Annotated in this window: 12 protein-coding genes; 3 read left to right on the top strand and 9 right to left on the bottom strand. The window is 73.8% G+C overall.

The window, feature by feature from the left end:
• Positions 1–60: 60 nt before the first annotated feature.
• Together AB0O07_RS02565 and AB0O07_RS02560 are read right to left on the bottom strand one after the other, a co-directional pair.
• Complete coding sequence (locus AB0O07_RS02565; protein ID WP_365625641.1) at positions 61–1,989, bottom strand: ABC transporter ATP-binding protein; 1,929 nt, start codon at positions 1,987–1,989, stop codon at positions 61–63.
• Complete coding sequence (locus tag AB0O07_RS02560; RefSeq protein ID WP_365627934.1) at positions 1,986–3,710, bottom strand: ABC transporter ATP-binding protein; 1,725 nt, start codon at positions 3,708–3,710, stop codon at positions 1,986–1,988. The genes AB0O07_RS02565 and AB0O07_RS02560 overlap by 4 nt, the downstream gene beginning before the upstream one ends.
• Positions 3,711–3,902: 192 nt before the next feature.
• Between AB0O07_RS02560 and AB0O07_RS02555 the strand changes: the two genes are divergently transcribed.
• Entirely contained in the window at positions 3,903–4,724 is an 822-nt protein-coding gene (locus AB0O07_RS02555; protein WP_365625638.1) for a helix-turn-helix transcriptional regulator, read from the top strand.
• Between the two features lie 30 nt (positions 4,725–4,754).
• On the opposite strand, the gene AB0O07_RS02550 is transcribed toward AB0O07_RS02555, so the two are convergent.
• On the bottom strand, positions 4,755–6,155 hold the full coding sequence (locus AB0O07_RS02550; protein WP_365625635.1) for a hypothetical protein: 1,401 nt from the start codon (positions 6,153–6,155) through the stop codon (positions 4,755–4,757).
• A gap of 174 nt (positions 6,156–6,329) precedes the next feature.
• A complete protein-coding gene (locus AB0O07_RS02545) occupies positions 6,330–6,581 on the bottom strand; it encodes a helix-turn-helix transcriptional regulator (protein ID WP_365625632.1) in 252 nt (83 codons plus the stop codon).
• Positions 6,582–6,689: 108 nt separating this feature from the next.
• On the opposite strand from AB0O07_RS02545, the gene map reads away from it, so the two are divergent.
• Positions 6,690–7,457 carry a type I methionyl aminopeptidase gene (gene map / locus AB0O07_RS02540; RefSeq protein ID WP_365625629.1) on the top strand — a complete coding sequence of 256 codons (768 nt, stop codon included), beginning with the start codon at positions 6,690–6,692 and terminating at the stop codon, positions 7,455–7,457.
• Positions 7,458–7,514: 57 nt separating this feature from the next.
• On the opposite strand, the gene AB0O07_RS02535 is transcribed toward map, so the two are convergent.
• Both AB0O07_RS02535 and ggt read right to left on the bottom strand, forming a co-directional pair.
• A complete protein-coding gene (locus tag AB0O07_RS02535) occupies positions 7,515–10,484 on the bottom strand; it encodes a family 16 glycoside hydrolase (RefSeq protein WP_365627931.1) in 2,970 nt (989 codons plus the stop codon).
• Between the two features lie 333 nt (positions 10,485–10,817).
• Positions 10,818–12,662, bottom strand: a complete 1,845-nt coding sequence (gene ggt / locus AB0O07_RS02530; protein ID WP_365625626.1) for a gamma-glutamyltransferase — start codon at positions 12,660–12,662, stop codon at positions 10,818–10,820.
• A 138-nt stretch (positions 12,663–12,800) separates the two neighbouring features.
• On the opposite strand from ggt, the gene AB0O07_RS02525 reads away from it, so the two are divergent.
• On the top strand, positions 12,801–13,586 hold the full coding sequence (locus AB0O07_RS02525; RefSeq protein ID WP_365625623.1) for a hypothetical protein: 786 nt from the start codon (positions 12,801–12,803) through the stop codon (positions 13,584–13,586).
• Between the two features lie 113 nt (positions 13,587–13,699).
• Here the strand turns inward: AB0O07_RS02525 and AB0O07_RS02520 are convergent, their stop codons facing one another.
• From AB0O07_RS02520 to AB0O07_RS02510, 3 genes are read right to left on the bottom strand one after another with little or no spacing between them, the layout of a single operon-like run.
• Complete coding sequence (locus AB0O07_RS02520) at positions 13,700–14,563, bottom strand: amino acid ABC transporter permease (RefSeq protein WP_365625620.1); 864 nt, start codon at positions 14,561–14,563, stop codon at positions 13,700–13,702.
• Positions 14,560–15,204 (bottom strand): amino acid ABC transporter permease, encoded by a 645-nt coding sequence (locus AB0O07_RS02515; protein WP_365625617.1) that lies wholly within the window; start codon positions 15,202–15,204, stop codon positions 14,560–14,562. The genes AB0O07_RS02520 and AB0O07_RS02515 overlap by 4 nt, the downstream gene beginning before the upstream one ends.
• A gap of 9 nt (positions 15,205–15,213) precedes the next feature.
• The gene (locus AB0O07_RS02510) at positions 15,214–16,134 is read right to left on the bottom strand and encodes a glutamate ABC transporter substrate-binding protein (RefSeq protein WP_365627928.1); all 921 of its coding nucleotides are present in this window, start codon (positions 16,132–16,134) and stop codon (positions 15,214–15,216) included.
• Positions 16,135–16,151: the final 17 nt, after the last annotated feature.

The raw sequence follows: 16,151 nt of genomic DNA, 5'->3' as shown, positions 1-16,151 counted from the left end.
ACCCGCAGAGTCGATCAAGTTTCATACCCGAGCGGTCGATATCGGACAGTTGCCCGGTGCTCAGGCCCGGTCCGGGGCGGCCGGTTCCGGGGTACGGCTCGACCAGGCCGACCAGAGTGCGGCATACCTCCCTCCCGAGGCGAGCAGCCGCTCGTGCGGGCCCTCCTCCACGATCCGGCCCGCCTCCAGCACGATCACCCGGTCCGCGGTGGCGGCCTGGGCCAGCCGGTGGGCGACCACCAGCGCCGTACGGCCGCGCAGCACCTCGCGCGCCGCCGTCTCCAGACCCCGCGCGCCCTCGCTGCCCGCCTCGGCCGCCGCCTCGTCGAGGACGGCGACCGGCGGATCGGCGAGCACCAGCCGGGCCAGGGCCAGTTGCTGCGCCTGTACGGGGCCGAGCGGCGTCCCGGCCGGGCCGAGCACCGTGTCCAGTCCGCGCGGCAGCGCCTCCGTCCAGGCGAGCGCGCCCGCCCGGTCCAGCGCCCCGCGCACCGCGGCCTCGTCCGCGTCGGGCCGGGCCAGCCGGAGGTTGCCCGCGACCGTATCGGCGAACACATGGGTGTCCTGGTCCAGCAGCAGTACGGCCGGCCGCCCCGCCGCTCCCCCGCCGTCCGTGCCGTCCCGACCGCCCCCGCCGCCCTCGCCGCCCGTGCCTTCCCGCGCCGCGATCCGTATCTCGCCCGCCGTCGGGGCGACGGCCCCGGCGACGATCCTGGCCAGCGTGGACTTGCCCGCCCCGCTGGCGCCGACGAGGGTGACCTGTTCGCCGGGGGCGATCCTCAGGTCCACCCCGTGGAGGACGGGGTGGCCGGGGCGGTACGCGTGCCGCACGTCCAGCGCGGAGACGGCGTACGGGGAGTCGGGGCACGGGGAGTCGGGGGCTTCCGGGGCGCGCGGGGCGGGGGACACGTCCGGCGCCGTATCACCGTCCCCCGGGGCGAGTTGGGCCACCCCGACCAGGCGGGCCAGGCCCGCCCCGGCCTCCTGGGCGCTGCCGGCCAGGGCCAGCAACAGGTTGACAGGATCGAAGAGACGGGTGAAGAGCAGCGCGGCGGCGGTGGCCTCACCGAGCCGGGCCCCGCCGGAGCCGACCAGGAGGTAACCGGTCAGCAGGATCAGCGAGAGCCCGGTGAACTCCGCGACATTGAGCCGCCCGAAGAACTTCGACCGCAGCACGGTGGCGCGGATCGCGAACTCCATGGCGGCGGCGGAGCGTTCGGAGATCCGCCGGGTGTGGTCGGCGGTCAGCCGGAAGGCCCGGACCGCCTCGGCGCCGGAGAGCGACTGGAGGATCTGCCGGGTGCGTTCCCCGCCCGCGACGCGCTGCGCCGCGTACAGCGGGGTGGAGTGGCGCAGATACCAGCGGAGCGTGGCCGCCTGGACGGGCAGCGCGCAGAGCCCGGCCAGCGCGAACCGCCAGTCCAGCGTGGCGAGTCCGAGCACCGTGAAGCCGATGGTGAGCCCGGCCCCCGCGATGCTCGGCACCGCCCCGCGCAGCGCCGTGGCGACCAGGGCCGCGTCGTCCCCGACGCGCGCCGCCAGGTCCCCGGCGCCGGCCGCTTCGACCCGCTGGGCGGGGAGCGCGAAGGCCCGGGCGATCACCCGTTCCCGCAGCTCGGCGAGGGCGCTCTCGCCGACCCGGGCGGTGAGGGCGCGCCCGGCCACCGTCAGGGCCGCCTGGACCAGGGCGGCGGCGAGCAGCACGGCGGCGGCCACGGTGACCGGGCCGCTCCCCCGCCCCCGCTGTACCGCGTCGACGATCCGGCCCAGCGCCAGCGGCCCCGCGAGGCCGACGGCAGCCTCGGCGACGAAGACCCCGGCGGTCACCAGCGCGAGGGCCCGCCGGGGGCGGAGCAGCGCGAGGGCGGCACGGGCGGTGGCGGCACCGGAGGCCGTGGGGAGCAGTTCGGGGGCGGCGGGCGGCTCGGGGGCGGGCGACGCGGTGGCGGGAATCCCGGAGGCGGGCAGCGGCCGGGGCGCGTCGGTCACGCGAACACCACCGCCCGGTAGGCGGCGTCCCGCGCGGCGAGCACGGCGTGCGGCGCGTCGGCCGCGACCTCCCCGTCCACCAGGAGGACCACCCGGTCGCAGGCGGCCAGCAGGGCCGGGGAGGAGGTGACGAGGAGGGTGGTCCGTCCGGTGCGCAGGGCTCTGACTCCTTCGGCGATACGGGTCTCGGTCACCGCGTCCACGGCGGTGGTGGGTTCGTGCAGCGCGAGCACCGGCGGCTCCGCACGGAGCGCGCGGGCCAGGGCGACCCGCTGGCGCTGACCGCCGGAGAGGAAGACCCCGCCCTCCCCGATCCGGGCGCCGGGCCCGCCGGGGAGCCCGTCGAGGACCTCGTCGGCCGAGGCGGCGCGCAGGGCCCGCAGGTCGGCGCCGTCGTCCGGGGCGGAGTGCGCGGTCCGTACGTTGTCGAGGAGGGTGCCGTCGAAGAGGTACGGGTGGTGCGGCGCGACCAGGAGCGCCGCCCTGGCCGCCGCCAGGGGGAGGTCGGGCAGCGGGGTCCCGTCCAGCCGTACGGTGCCGCGCTCGGGCTCCGCGTCCCCGTTCAGGCAGCTCAACAGGGCCCTGGCGGTGGCGGGTTCGGGGGTGACCACGCCCAGGTGCTCGCCCGGCGCGACGGTGAGGGAGAGTCCGCGGAGCCCCCTCGGCCCGCCGTACGCGACCTCGTGGAAGCGGAGTTCGCCGCGTACGGCACCCGCCGCCGGTGCGGCGTCCCCGGTCCCCGTGGTCTCCGTGGTCCTTGTGCTGTCCGCGCCCCCGGACCCGCCCGGTACCGGTGTGTCCAGCAGTGCGGCGACCCGTCGGGCGGAGGCGCGGGCGCGGGCGAGGTCGGGGCCGATCGCCATCAGGGTCTGGGCCGGGCCGATCAGGAACTGGCAGAGTCCGGCACAGGCGATCAGATCCCCGAGGCCGATCTCCCCGGCGACCGCGAGCCGCCCCGCCACCAGCGCCACCGCCGTGACCAGCACCCCGGCGAGCAGCACAGCGCCGCCGTCGAGCAGCGCCTCGGAGCGGGCCGCGGCGACGGTGGCGCGCAGACTCGCCCGGTTGGCCTCGGCGTACCGCGCGTAGGCGGGGCGTTCGGCGCGCAGGCCCTTGAGGACCCGTAGCCCGGCGACGAAGTCGACCGCGACCCCCGCCGCCCGTGCCGCCGCGGCCTGTTCGGCGGCGCCGCGCCGCTCCAGCGGACGGCCCAGGCGGTTCATGACCAGCAGCACGGCCGGCGCCCCGAGCAGCACGAGCAGCCCGAGCGGTACGGACATCCGGAGCAGGAGTACGGCGGCGAGGACGAGCGCGGCGAGCGCCCCGGCCGCCCCGGCGAGGGTGGCGTGGAACCTGCCGACCTGCTGGGCGTCGGAGGTGGCGACGGAGAGCAGCTCGCCCGGCAGCCGGTCCCGGCCCGCACCGCCGTCGGGTGCCAGCAGCCGGGCGGCGAGGGAGACCCGCAGGGTGTGCGCGGAGCGCTCGATCGCGGTGGCGGTGGCCCGGGAGCCGAACCGGAAGCAGAGCGAGAGCGCGGCGAAGTCCAGCGCGAGCGCCGCCAGCCAGAGCAGCAGCGACCCGCCGGACCCACCGTCCAGCGCCCGGTCCACGACGACCCCCACCAGCACCGGCACCAGCGCCTCGCACCCCTGGTGGCCGCTGATCAGGAGCACGGAGACGGCCAGCCGCCCGGCGACCTGGCGGGCCGCCCGGGCCAGCAGCGCGTCGGGGCTGGTGGCGGGCGGGGCGGTGGCAGCGGCGGCGGCGGTGTCCGCCGCCGTGGCCGTGGCGTCGGGTCTGGGCAAGGGGGACCCCTTTCGCGGCGCGGGGCAGGGGGGGCGGGGCGGCGGGAGGCCGTCGTCTCGACGCTAGGCGGCGTACGCCGTGACGTACATGCGATACGGTGCCGTTCCATGTCGCTGAACGGCCAACCTTCCGAGGGCGCTTCCGCCGGGGGCGCTTCCAGCGGAAGCCGGAGCGGGAACGGGGCCGGGGCGCTGCGGGTGCTCAACTTCGGCATGAGCCGGGGCCAGCGCTTCGGGGAGCACGAACACACCGTCCACCAACTGACCTGGGCCCCGGCCGGCGTGCTGACGGTCTCCGTGGCGGACGACTCCTGGGTGCTGCCGCCGACCCTCGCGCTCTGGATCCCCTCCCGGGTTCCGCATACGATCCTGGCCACCCGTCCGGCGCTGATGCGGAGCGTCTATCTGCCGCCCGAGGGCTGCCCGGTCCGCTGGGCCGAGCCGACGGTGGTGGCGGTGGGGCCGCTCCTGCGCGAGCTGGTGACGCATCTCGCGGCCCCGGACCCGGCCCTCGCCCCGGACCCGGCGGCCAGGGCGCGGGCGGAGGCGGTCCTCTTCGATCTGCTGCGGCCGGTCACGGTGACCACCGTCGAGCTCCCGATGCCCGCCGACCCGCGCGCCCGCCGGGTCGCCGAGGCGCTGCTCGCACACCCGGCCGACCGGCGTTCGCTGGCGGAGTGGGGGCGGGAGGTGGGCGCGGGTTCCCGTACGCTCGCCCGGCTGTTCGACGCCGGGACCGGGCTGTCGTTCGGCCGCTGGCGCACCCGGGCCAGGCTCCGCGCGGGGCTGGAACACCTGGCTGCGGGGCGGCCGTTGACGGCGGTGGCCCACCATGCCGGGTACGCCACGGCCAGTTCCTTCGTCGCCGCGTTCCGCCAGGAGACCGGCCGCACCCCGGGCGCCTACCTCACCGGCCGGCCGTCCCCGTAGGCCTCCTGGGTCTGCCGGCCGGGGGCGCGCTCACTCCGGCGCGATGCCCGCGACCCGCAGCGCGTGCACCACGGCGCGCTCGTGGGAGGTGGATACGGTACGGGCCGCTTCGAGGAGGTACGGGACGAGCCGCCGGGGGTCGCCCGCCGCCAGCCGGGCCGCGTCCTGGGCCGTACGCGCCTGGACGAAGGCGCCGAGCAGCGCCCGCGCCTCGTGTGCCAGGCCCGCGTCCCGCAGGGCGCCGGCCGCGTCGGCGATCTCCTCGGCGGGCCGTGCGACGCCCTGGCGCAGGAGCTGCCCGCAGTCCCCGTCCCGGCCGGCGGCGGCGAGCGCCCCGGCCGCTGCGGCGAGCTGGACGGGCGGCAGGAAGGCCGCCTCCCAGAGCAGCTCGGCCCAGTCGGCGCCGAGCCCGGCCCGGTCGAGCGCGTCGGCGAGCGGCGGAAGCTGCCGGGGCTGGCGCCGGGCGGCCTCGCAGAGGACGACATGCGCCTCACCGGTCCGCCCGGCGGCCCGCAGCTCGCGCAGGGCGGCGACGGTCTCGGCGGCGGCCCGGTGATCCTCCGGCGACGGCCCGGAGGGTACGGGGGACGGCGCGGCGGGACCGGTGGGGGCGCCGCCGAACCGGGCGCCGCGCGGGGCGGCGGGGGCTGCGTACACGGGGAGTACGGACGCGGGGGCGGGCGCCGTGACCTCCGTACGTACGCCGCCCCCGGTGCCCCCGGTGCCCCCGGCAGCCCCGTTCGTCCCCGCCGTTCCCGCCGTCCCTTCTGTCCCCGCCGTTCTCTCCGCCTCCTCCGTCTCCTCCGCCTCGTCGATCTCCAGACCGGCGAAGCGCGCCCCGCGCGGCCTGCGCTTCTTCGGCCGGGGCGCGGGCGCAGGGGCGGCCTCCCTCGCCTCCCCCGCCTCCCCCGCCTCCTCGCCCGGGTCCGGCAACGCCGCCAGCCGCGCGCCGAGTTCGGCGCAGCGGGAGGTGGCGCGGGCGAGGTCGTCCCGGGTCCAGGCCAGCTCGTGGGTGAAGCGCCGCTCGTCGGCCGAGCCCTCGGGGACGGTACGGAGCAGCCGTACCAGTTCCTCGGCCCGGCGCGCCGCCCGCAGCCGCTCCTGGTCCATCAGCCGCAGCCGGTCCTCCACCGCCCGGTGCCCGCCGGGGAGCCGGTCGGTGGCGGCGGCCGACGCCGTGTACAGCCGCCGGGCCCGCTCGGCCTCCTCGGCGACGGGGCCCCGGGCACGCCCGGCGGCGTAATCCTGGAGCAGGGACTCGACCACGTCCCAGGGCGGGATCTCGGTGCCGTCCAGGCAGGCCCGTAACCCCTCGGGGTCGCGGTGCAGGAAGACTCCGTACCAGCCGGCCCCGGGGTCGAGCAGTGCCGTCAGACCGGTCAAGTATCGCGCGAACGTCCCGGTCTCCACCGGGAGTTGCCGCACCGCCATCGCTGTCCCGCTCCTCCCGTTCCGAAGAGAACGCTTCGGTCCGAGGCATTTGACAGCAGTCGTGTTACAGGACGAATACGGAGAGTTTTCCGGGAGGGTGCGATGCCCTCATAGAACTCCCTTCCGTACCACCACAATTGACGGTACGTCAGAGTGAAATCGCCGGGCCGGACGTCAGACCGGTACGGGCGCGCAGCTCGCGGCGATCCGGTCCATCGACAGGCCCAGCGCCTCGGCGAGCGCCGCGACCGTGAAGAAGGCGGGGGTGGGGGCACGGCCGGTCTCGATCTTGCGCAGGGTCTCCGGGGAGATTCCGGCGGCGGCGGCGATCTCGACCATGCTGCGCGGGCCGCGCGCCTCGCGGAGCAGCCGGCCGAGCTGCTCGCCGCGCTCACGCTCTTCCGGGGTGAGGGGGGTCCGTACCATTCCGTCATTGTAATACCGCCCGGGAGATTCCCGGCCCGGCCGGAACCCGTCCACCGGTCCCTCGCCGGAGATTCCTGCACGCACCACTGACCGGTAAAGTTATTGGGCATGGTGGAGATCAAGAGCGACGCTTCCCTGGACGCCATGCGGGCCGCGGGCCGGGTCGTCGCCCAGGCGCTGGCGGCCGTGCGCGAGGCCGCCGCCGTGGGGGTCCCCCTCCGCGCGCTGGACGAGACCGCGCGGGCCGCCCTCCGTGCGGCGGGGGCGGGGTCGCCGTTCCTGGACTACCACCCGCACTGGGCGCCCACCCCGTTCCCCGCCGTCATCTGCGCCTCGGTCAACGACGCGATCGTGCACGGCATCCCGGGCTCCTACCGGCTGGCCGACGGCGACCTGGTGTCGATCGACTGCGGCGCGGTCCTCGACGGCTGGGTCGGGGACTCGGCGGTCAGTTTCACCGTGGGCCGGGCCCGCCCGGACGACCTCCGGCTGATCGACACGTCGTACGAGGCGCTGGCGGCGGGTATCGCGGCGGCCCGGGTCGGCAACCGGATCGGGGACATCGCGCACGCGGTCGGCCGGGTCTGCCGCGCGGCCGGGTACGGCATCCCCACCGGGTTCGGCGGGCACGGCGTGGGGCGCACGATGCACGAGGACCCGGGCGTCCCCAACGAGGGACGCCCGGGGCGGGGGCTGCTGTTACGGCACGGGATGGTGCTGGCGATCGAGCCGATGGTGACGAGCAGCGGTACGGACCGCAGCTTCACCGCCCGCGACGGCTGGACGCTCCGTACCCTCGACGCCAGCCGCGCGGCCCACACGGAGCACACGGTGGCGATCACCGACGACGGCCCGCGGATCCTCACGGAGCTCTGAGAACCGCCCCGGGCCGCCGCCCTTCTCCTCCTTCTTGCTTGTTCCCGGTCCCTCCGGTCAGGTGCGCGGCTCGATCCAGAGGTTCCGGAAGCGGACCTTGTTCCCGTGGTCCTGGAGCCGGATCGCCCCCGTGGCCGCCGATTCGGCGTCGCCGCCGCCGGTCGGGCCGTCCACCGCCACGTTGTCGTGGACCTTCACGCCGTTCCACACCACGGTGATCCGGGCGTCCTCGGTCTTCCGGCCCTCGCTGTCGAAGCGGGCGGCGCGGAAGTCGATGTCGTACGTCTGCCAGGTCTCGGGCGCGGTGGCGGCGTTGGCGTCGGCGGCCTTCTTGTTGTAGATCGCCGCGGCCTCGTCCTTGCCGAGCTTCGCCACCCCGAAGGAGTCCAGGATCTGGATCTCGTACCGGTCCTGGAGGTAGATACCGCTGTTGGCGCGGTCCTGCCCGGTGACGTCGTCCGGCAGGTCCGGCAGCCAGAACTCGGCGTGCAGGGTGAAGTCGCCGAACCCCTGTTTGGTGCGGATGTCGCCGCAGCACACCTCGATGGAGTCCTCGGGGGTACGCGGCCAGGTGGCGCTGCGCCCGTCGGTGTGCTGCCAGGCGGTGGAGAGGCTGCCGCCGGAGAAGAGGTCGATCCGGGTGCCCGGTTTCCGTACCTCGATCATGTCGAGGTTGACATGGCCGGTGTCCTCGGGGCGATGGATGTACGTGATGGTGTTGCGCCCCTTGTTCAGGGTGAGCCGCTCGGTCTTGGTGGACCAGCGGTTCCAGGGGCCGGTGGAGGGCAGGCTGGTCTGTTTCGCCTGCCCGCCGTTGACGCTGACCCCGAGGGTCTTCGTCCCGGTGAAGGGGTTGGGCCCGTTGGCGTACCGCAGGCCCACGTCGTAGGCGCCCTTCGCGGGGGCGGTGACCTCGACGGTGACGGAGGCGCCCGCCGTACCGAAGCCGTCGACGAAGCCGCCGCCGGTGTACCCGGAGTGCTCGGTGGCGATGCCCGCGCCGCCGGCCAGCTTCCCCGACTCGGCGTCGTACGAGGTGACCGGCTCCTCGGGGCCCGGGCGCGCGTTCAGGGTGTACCAGGCCTCGGTGGACCAGAGTTCCTCACCGGCGGCCGAGGCGAACGGGCGCGGGGAGCGGACATGGACCACCCGGTCGGTCTTGAGCCCCGGGATGGTGAGCCGGACCTTCTTGCGGTCGGCGGAGAGCTTGGCCGCCGCGACGGGCAGCACCTCCTCGTCGATCTTGGGGCCGCCGTACGCCGGGGTGGGGACGTACCGCCACTGCTCCACCGAGTAGGCACCGTCGGCCAGTTCGGCGGCGGTCTCCTCCGACAGCGGCTGGGTGTAGGTCAGTTCGAAGCCGTCGCGGGTGGCGCGCATGGTCTTGATGTCGAACGGGTTCTTCCCGTTGGGCGTGAGCTTCTGGAGGCCGTACCGGAGTTTGCCCTCCTGCCCCCAGTTGCCCTCGGCACCGAGGCCGCCCGCGTAGATCGCGCCGTCGGGGCCCGTGCTGATCCGGGTGATGCCGGCTTCGAGGCCCTGGGTGTGGCGGAAGACCGCGCCCTGGTACTCGCCCTTCACCTTCTCCAGGTCGGCACGTTGGAGCCCGCCGTAGGTGACGTCGCCGAAGACCATCTGCCCGGCGAAGGGTCCCTTCTTCAACACCATCGGGGTGCTCGGAGAGTTGGCGATCTCGTTCTGCGGCAGCCAGAGCACCGGCTTGGTGACGGTACGGTCGTCGAAGGGTCCGGCCGGTTCGGTGTAGTGGCCGAAGAACCGGTCCTTCTTGACATGGAGCAGCTTGGAGGCGGGCAGCCAGCCGCCCTGGTTGTCGGTGACGAAGAGTTCACCGTCCGGGCCCCGGCCGATCCCGTTGGGGGTGCGCAGGCCGCCGGCGAGGTAGGTGACCTTCCCGGTCTTCCGGTTCACCTTGACGGTGGTGCCGCGGTTCTCCGCGGGCTGCGGGCGGGTGGTCGCGCCGCCGAGGTTGATGGCGACCGACAGGTTCAGATAGAAGTCGCCGCCCTCGTAGAGCAGCCCGAAGGCGAACTCGTGGAAGTTCTTGCCGTACGGCCACTCGGCTATCTTGCGCCGCTCCTCCGGAGGGTTGGGTCCGTCGAGCCGCGACAACTCGGTGAGCTGGTGCTTCTCCGAGACGTACAGCTTCCCCTCGACGTACTTGATCCCCATCGGCTCGCGCAGCCCTTCGGCGATCTTCGTGTACGTGACCTTCTCCGGGCTGGTCTCCCCGGTGACATGGTCGAGTACGTAGACCTCGCCCGCCAGGTTGTCGGAGCCGCCCCAGGTGGTGATGGCGAGCCGGCCGCCCGGCAGCCAGTCCATCGCGGATATCTGCGGCTGGAACCCGGCGGGGCGCAGGTCGGTGAGGTCGTAGCCGGGGTTGACCGAGGTCAGCGGCAGCCCGTCGCCCGGGGTGTCGAAGGTGCCCTCGCACTCCTTGCGGCCGGGGGCGGTGACCCGGACCACCCCGGCTTCGGTGGAGAGCACGGAGTTGGGGACGAGGGTGAACGTGTCGGCGCCCGGCGGCTTCCACTGGAGGGTGACCTGCTGTTCGCCGTACCGGTCGAAGTGGTCGATACGGAGCGGGTGGTAGCCGGCGGTGAGGACGATCTCGCCGTCCTTGGGCTCGGCGCCGTGGAGCCCGTCGTGGTCGATGACCCTCTGGTCGCCGAGGAAGAGGCGCGAGCCGTCGTCGCTGATCAGCCGGAAGGCGTACGTACCGTTCTCCGGAACGTTCAGGTTGCCGGTGATCTGCGAGACGAAGAGGTCGTCGAAGCCGAAGCCCTCGGTGGAGGACCAGTCGATCGTCGGGATCAGTTTGTCGACGTTGGGGGTCTGCGCCGGTTTGAGGTCGCAGAGCTTGCTCAGCGGCGTCTGGATGTCGAAGACCCGGAGGGTGACCCCGGGTTCCTGGGGCGGCAGGTCCCCGAAGGGTTTCTCGTCCGCCTGGGCGGCGGGCGCCGCGAGCCCGCCGGCGAGGAGGGCCGCGAGAAGCGTCCCGACGATTCTCCGGGGGCCTCTGCGCGGACCTCTTCGGCGGTCTCCGGGGGATCCACCGCGCTGTCCGGGGCTGCTCAGGTGCGTGCGGGGCGTCACTCTGCCTCCTGCTGTGCGCTGCGGCGCAGCGCGGGCCGGGGAGCGGTACCTACCGTGCGAGAGCGACGCCCAGCGTACGAAGAGCGCACCGGACCGTCCATACTTTGTCCACGACGAGTTCAAACTCGCCGGGGGGTGTGTACGGACGGCCCGTACAGGTGACGCCTACCGGCCGTGCGTACGGGACCGGTGCGGCCGGATCGGCGCACCGGGATCACCGCGTACGGGACCGGCGTGACCGGATCAGTGCGTGCGGCCCGGCGACGGCTGGACGACCATCGCGGAGCCGCCGCCCCTGCGCACCTTCTCGGCCGCCGCGAGCCAGCGGCCGTCCGGCAGCCGCTGCACCCCGGTTGCGGCGCCGATCTCCGGGTTCTGGGTGAACGTGTGCCCCAGCGCCTCCAGTCGGCCCCGCACCGGGCTGTTCCAGAGGCCCGGCTCCAGCTCCGTGGCGGCCGTGTTGCGCTGGCTGGCGCGCGGCGCCGCGATCGCGTCGACGAGCGGCATCCCCCGGTCCAGCCGGTTGGTGAGGGTCTGGAGCACGGTGGTGATGATGGTGGCGCCGCCCGGTGATCCCACCGCGAGGACCGGCTTGCCGTGGCGGTCCAGGACGATGGTGGGGGAGATCGAGGAGCGGGGGCGCTTGCCGGGGCCCGGCAGGTTCGGGTCGTGGACCGCCGGGTTGGCCGGGGCGAACGAGAAGTCCGTCAGCTCGTTGTTGAGGAGGAAGCCCCGCCCCGGCACGGTGATGGCGCTGCCGCCCGTCGACTCGATGGTCAGGGTGTACGCGACGACGTTGCCCCACTTGTCGGCGACGGTGAGGTGGGTGGTGTTCTCGCCCTCGAAGGTGGTCGGCGCCGAAGTGCCGCCGCGGTCGCACGGCTTGGGGTCGCGGGGGTCGCCCGGGGCGAGCGGGCTGGTGAGCGCCTTCTGGCCGGAGATCAGGCAGGCGCGCGCGTCCGCGAAGCGCCGCGAGAGCAGCCCTTGCACGGGGACGTCCTCGAAGGCCGGGTCGCCAACCCAGCGGCCCCGGTCGGCGAAGGCGATCCGGCTCGCCTCGATGTACCGGTGCAGATACGCGGCCTGCGAGGCCCGTGAAAGGTCGGTGCGGCCGAGGATGTTGAGCGCCTCGCCGACGGTGGTGCCGCCGGACGACGAGGGCGCCATCCCGTAGACGTCGAGCCCCCGGTAGGTGACCTTCGTCGGCGCCTCCCGCTTGGTGCGGTACGCGGCGAGGTCGCGCTCCGTCAGATCGCCGGGGCGTACCGTGCGGGTCGCCGCGGGGTTCACCGGGGGCGTACGGACCGTACGGACGATGTCGCGGCCGAGGGCGCCCCGGTAGAGCAGCCCGGTGCCCTCGCGGCCCAGTTCGCGGTAGGTGCGGGCGAGGTCGGGGTTCTTGAAGACCGAGCCCACGACGGGGAGTCGGCCGCCGGGCAGGAAGAGCTTGGCGGTGTCGGGGAAGTCCGCGAACCGGGCCTGGTTGGCCTGGGTCTGGGAGCGGAAGGTCTCGTCGACGGTGAAGCCGTCCTTGGCCAGCCGTTCGGCGGGCTTGAGCACCTCGCCGAGGGAGCGGCTGCCCCAGGCGCGGAGCGCGGTGTCCCAGGTGGCCGGGGTGCCGGGGGTGCCGACGCTCAGTCCGCTGGTGACGGCCTGGTCGAAGGGGAGCGGGACGCCGTTCTCCAGGAAGAGCGAGCGGTCGGCGGAGGCGGGGGCGGTCTCCCGGCCGTCGATGGTCCGTACCGTACGGGACGTGGCGTCGTAGGAGACGAAGTAGCCGCCTCCGCCGATGCCCGAGGAGTAGGGCTCGGTCACCCCGAGGGCGGCGGCGGTGGCGACGGCCGCGTCCACGGCGTTGCCGCCCTTCCTGAGTATCTCGATGCCGGCGGCGGAGGCGTCGGCGTCGACGCTGGCGACGGCTCCCCCGTACCCCTCGGCGACGGGCACCTTCGCCGGTGGGTGGGGGGTGGTCCGGCCGGTGGGCGCCGAGGGGGCCGAGACCGCGGCGGGCGGCGCTGTGCCACCGGTCAGGAGCACTCCGGCGGCGATGGCCACGAGCGAGGTGTTGCGCACTGCGGAGCGACGCATCTGGTACCTCCAGTCAGCGGGTGGAGCGGTCGGCGCGGGACCCGTCCCAGCGCTCCGTACGCAGCGTAACCGCGTGGCGGCGGCCCCGTCAGGACCGCCCGGGACACCGGTGGCGCCCGGCCGCTACGATGCGCGCCCATGAGTGACGACATACGCAACATCGTGCTCGGTGCGGTCGCCGCGGGGGTCGGTGCCGCGCTCGGCTGGATCGCGCGCACCTACCTCTGGCGGCGCAGGCTCCGCAGGAAGCAGAGGTTCTTCGGGCTGCCCGCCAACTCGGAGTCCCTGCTGGTCGTCGACCGGAAGGCGGGCGGCGACGGGGCCGTCCACCGCAACGATGTCTCCGCCCTGCTGGAACTCTCCGCACTGATCAAGGAGTGCGGTGCCCACGCCGAGATCGTCCAGCACGACACCGCGCGCCAGGGCTTCGGGGAGCGTACGGAATTCTGCCTGGGCGGCCCTTCCTCCAATCGGCGGATGGCGGCCCATCTCTCCTCCCTGCTCCCCGGCGTCCGGGTGAACACCGACGCCGAGCCGGTCTCCGAGCGGGGCGCCTTCCGGATCGGGACCGACCGCTATCGCGCGGAGCCCGGCGTCAGCGAGTACGTCCTGCTGGCGCGGCTGACCGCCGGGGAGGGGGCGCGCCCCGTCTTCCTCTGCTGCGGCCAGCGGTCGGTCACCAACCAGGCGGCCACCCGCTATCTCGCCCGCCACCACGAGCGGCTGGCCCGCAAGCACGGCGACGGCTCGTTCGTTCTGCTGCTGAAGGTGGTCAACTCGGAGGCGTACGGCCCGGATGTGGCGGAGCTGGTCGCGGAGGTGACCCGGATGGCCAGGACCCCGCTGCCGGAGCCCGCCCCCGGGTCCGGACCGGCCGGGAAGACGTCCTCGGCGAAGAGCACAACCCGACCGGCAGACGGCTGACCTTCCTCCCGTGCGCCGGTTCCGGCCGGTGGGCCGGGTACCGCCGCCGTACGAGAAGTGATCTCCGGCTGTCTGCCGGGCGGGCCACTGCCCTTTCCCCTTCTTTTACGCCGCTACTGCCCGCCCGGCAGCAGCGTCCCTGGTGCGGCCGGGGCGGCTCCCACGGCCTCGGTTCTCGGGTTGCGCCGCTGCCGCCCGGCCAGCCAGTGGGCGAGCCAGGAGAGCAGCATGCACATCCCGATGTAGATCGGCGAAATCACCATCACCACGGGGATGAACGGCAAATCGTAGTCGAGATTCGAGGCGATGAGCTTTCCGGCATGGAGGAACTCCTCGTAGGTGATGAGATAGCCCAGCGATGTGTCCTTGAGCGCGACCACCAGTTGGCTGACGATCGTGGGAAGCATGGCCCGGACCGCCTGAGGCACCAGCACATGGGTCATGACCTGGGTCTTGCGCATGCCGAGCGCGTACGCGGCCTCGCCCTGACCGCGCTCCACCGCGTGGATGCCGGTACGGAAGACCTCGGCGAGCACGGAGCCATTGTAGAGGGCGAGCCCCGCCACCAGCGCGGGGAGCGGCTGGACCTTGAGCGCCACGAAGATGAAGAAGATCATCACCAGCACGGGCATGGCGCGGAAGAACTCCACCACCACGGTGGCGGCCAGGCGGACGGGGCGGTGTTCGGAGAGCCGGCCGCAGGCGAGGAGCGCGCCGAGCGCGAGCGAGAGGACCGCCGCGAGGGCGAACGCCTTGAGCGTGTTGGCGAGACCGCGCAGCAGCAGGTCCTGGATGCCCTGGTAGGTGAAGGGGTTCCACTTGGTGGCGGTGAACTGGCCGCTGTCGAAGAGCAGCCGGAGCAGGAGCGCGAGCAGGGCGAGGAGCACCACCGTCGTCACCACCCCGTAGAGGCGGTGCCGGCGCAGGGTGCGGGGGCCGGGGATGTCGTAGAGGGCGGTGGAGGGTCCCGCGCTCATCGGGCGACCCCCCAGCGCTTCTCCATCAGATGGAAGAGGGCGCTGATGGCGAGGGTGATGACGAGATACCCCACGGCGATCCAGATGAACGACCAGATGATGTTGTAGCCCCTCTCGCTGAGGACCTTGTAGGTGCCGAGGAGTTCGGTGACGCTGAACGCGCCGGCGATCGCGGAGTTCTTGGCGAGCGCGATCAGGGTGGAGCCGATGGGCGGGATGACGGTGCGGAAGGCCTGCGGCAGGACGACGCCGCCGAGCGTCTGGCCGAAGGTCATCCCGAGGCTGCGGGCCGCCTCGCCCTGGCCCTTGTGGACGGTGTTGATGCCGGAGCGCAGCACTTCGCAGATGAACGCGGAGGTGTAGCAGCCGAGGGCGAGGACCGCGAAGAGCTGGAAGGGCAGGACGAGTCCGAAGCGCGGCAGTCCGAGGACGACGGCGAAGAAGAGCAGCGTCAGCGGGGTGTTGCGGAGCACGGTGACCCAGACGGTGCCCACCGCGCGCAGCGAGCGCACCGGCGCCACCCGGAACGAGGCCATCAGGAAGCCGAGCGCGAGCGCCAGCAGCGAGGCGTACACGGTCAGTTCGAGGGTGCCGAGGAAGCCCCTGCCGTAGAGGGCGAAGTTGTCGGTGAGTACGTCCATGGCGTGGCCTCAGCTCGCCGGGTAGCGGTCGATGGGCGGGGGTGGGGTCGCCTTGCGGCCGGAGAGGCCGAGGGTGGCGTCGTATGCCCGCTGCCAGTCGCCGTTCCGCTCGTGGACGGCGAGCGCGTCGTCGAGGGCGAGCCGCAGGGCGTTGTCGGCGCGGGGGACGCCGATGCCGTACGGCTCCTCGGAGAACGGCTTGCCGACGACCTTGAGTTCGCGGGGCGCCTTGGCGGCGTACCCCTGGAGGATGGTGTCGTCGGTGGTGACGGCGGCGACCTGATAGGTGAGCAGGTTGTCCACGCAGATCGAGTAGGTGTCGTACCCGACGAGCTGGATGCGCGGGTACTCCTGCTGGATGCGCTGGTACGGGGTGGATCCCGAGGCGGAGCAGACGCGCTTCCCCGCGAGGTCCCGGGGCCCGTCGATGCCGTGTTCGTCGGTCCGTACGAGGAGGGACTGTCCGGCCAGGTAGTAGGGGCCGGCGAAGCCGACGAGCTTCTTGCGGTTCTCGTTGATGGTGTAGGTGCCGACGTAGTAGTCGATCTGGCCGTTCTGGAGGGCGGTCTCGCGGTTGGCGGAGGCGATGGTGCGGAAGCGGATGGTCTTCGGGTCGAAGCCGAGGGAGGCGGCCATCATCTTGGCGATCTCGATGTCGAAGCCGGAGTAGACGCCGGTGGCGGGGTCCTTCTCGCCCAGGTACGGCTGGTCCTCCTTGGCCCCGACGACCAGGTATCCGCGGCGTTGGGCCCGTTCCCAGGTGGGCGAGGCGGGGAGCCGGAATCCGGTGTCGACGTGGTAGCGGGGCAGTGCCTCGGGCCGGGGGCCCTTCACGGGCGGGCTGCCGGGCCTGCCGCAGCCCGCGGCCGGGAGGGCGAGCAGGGCGGCGAGCAGCGCGACGAGAAGGGCCCGCGGGGCGGAGAGGCGGATACGGAGGCCGAGTGGAT

Origin of the sequence: Streptomyces sp. NPDC093085, assembly GCF_040683935.1 — a bacterium.
In the GTDB taxonomy this organism is placed as follows: Bacteria; Actinomycetota; Actinomycetes; order Streptomycetales; family Streptomycetaceae; genus Streptomyces.
Note: the sequence above shows the minus strand (reverse complement) of the source record. Positions and strands in the feature narration are given on the sequence as shown.

Excerpts from the sequence above, each read along its gene's own strand:
- map (WP_365625629.1), top strand. The coding sequence starts at position 6,690 with ATGGTGGAGATCAAGAGCGACGCTTCCCTGGACGCCATGCGGGCCGCG.
- AB0O07_RS02525 (WP_365625623.1), top strand. The coding sequence starts at position 12,801 with ATGAGTGACGACATACGCAACATCGTGCTCGGTGCGGTCGCCGCGGGG.
- AB0O07_RS02550 (WP_365625635.1), bottom strand. The coding sequence starts at position 6,155 with ATGGCGGTGCGGCAACTCCCGGTGGAGACCGGGACGTTCGCGCGATAC.
- AB0O07_RS02545 (WP_365625632.1), bottom strand. The coding sequence starts at position 6,581 with ATGGTACGGACCCCCCTCACCCCGGAAGAGCGTGAGCGCGGCGAGCAG.
- AB0O07_RS02520 (WP_365625620.1), bottom strand. The coding sequence starts at position 14,563 with ATGAGCGCGGGACCCTCCACCGCCCTCTACGACATCCCCGGCCCCCGC.
- AB0O07_RS02515 (WP_365625617.1), bottom strand. The coding sequence starts at position 15,204 with ATGGACGTACTCACCGACAACTTCGCCCTCTACGGCAGGGGCTTCCTC.
- ggt (WP_365625626.1), bottom strand. The coding sequence starts at position 12,662 with ATGCGTCGCTCCGCAGTGCGCAACACCTCGCTCGTGGCCATCGCCGCC.
- AB0O07_RS02555 (WP_365625638.1), top strand. The coding sequence starts at position 3,903 with ATGTCGCTGAACGGCCAACCTTCCGAGGGCGCTTCCGCCGGGGGCGCT.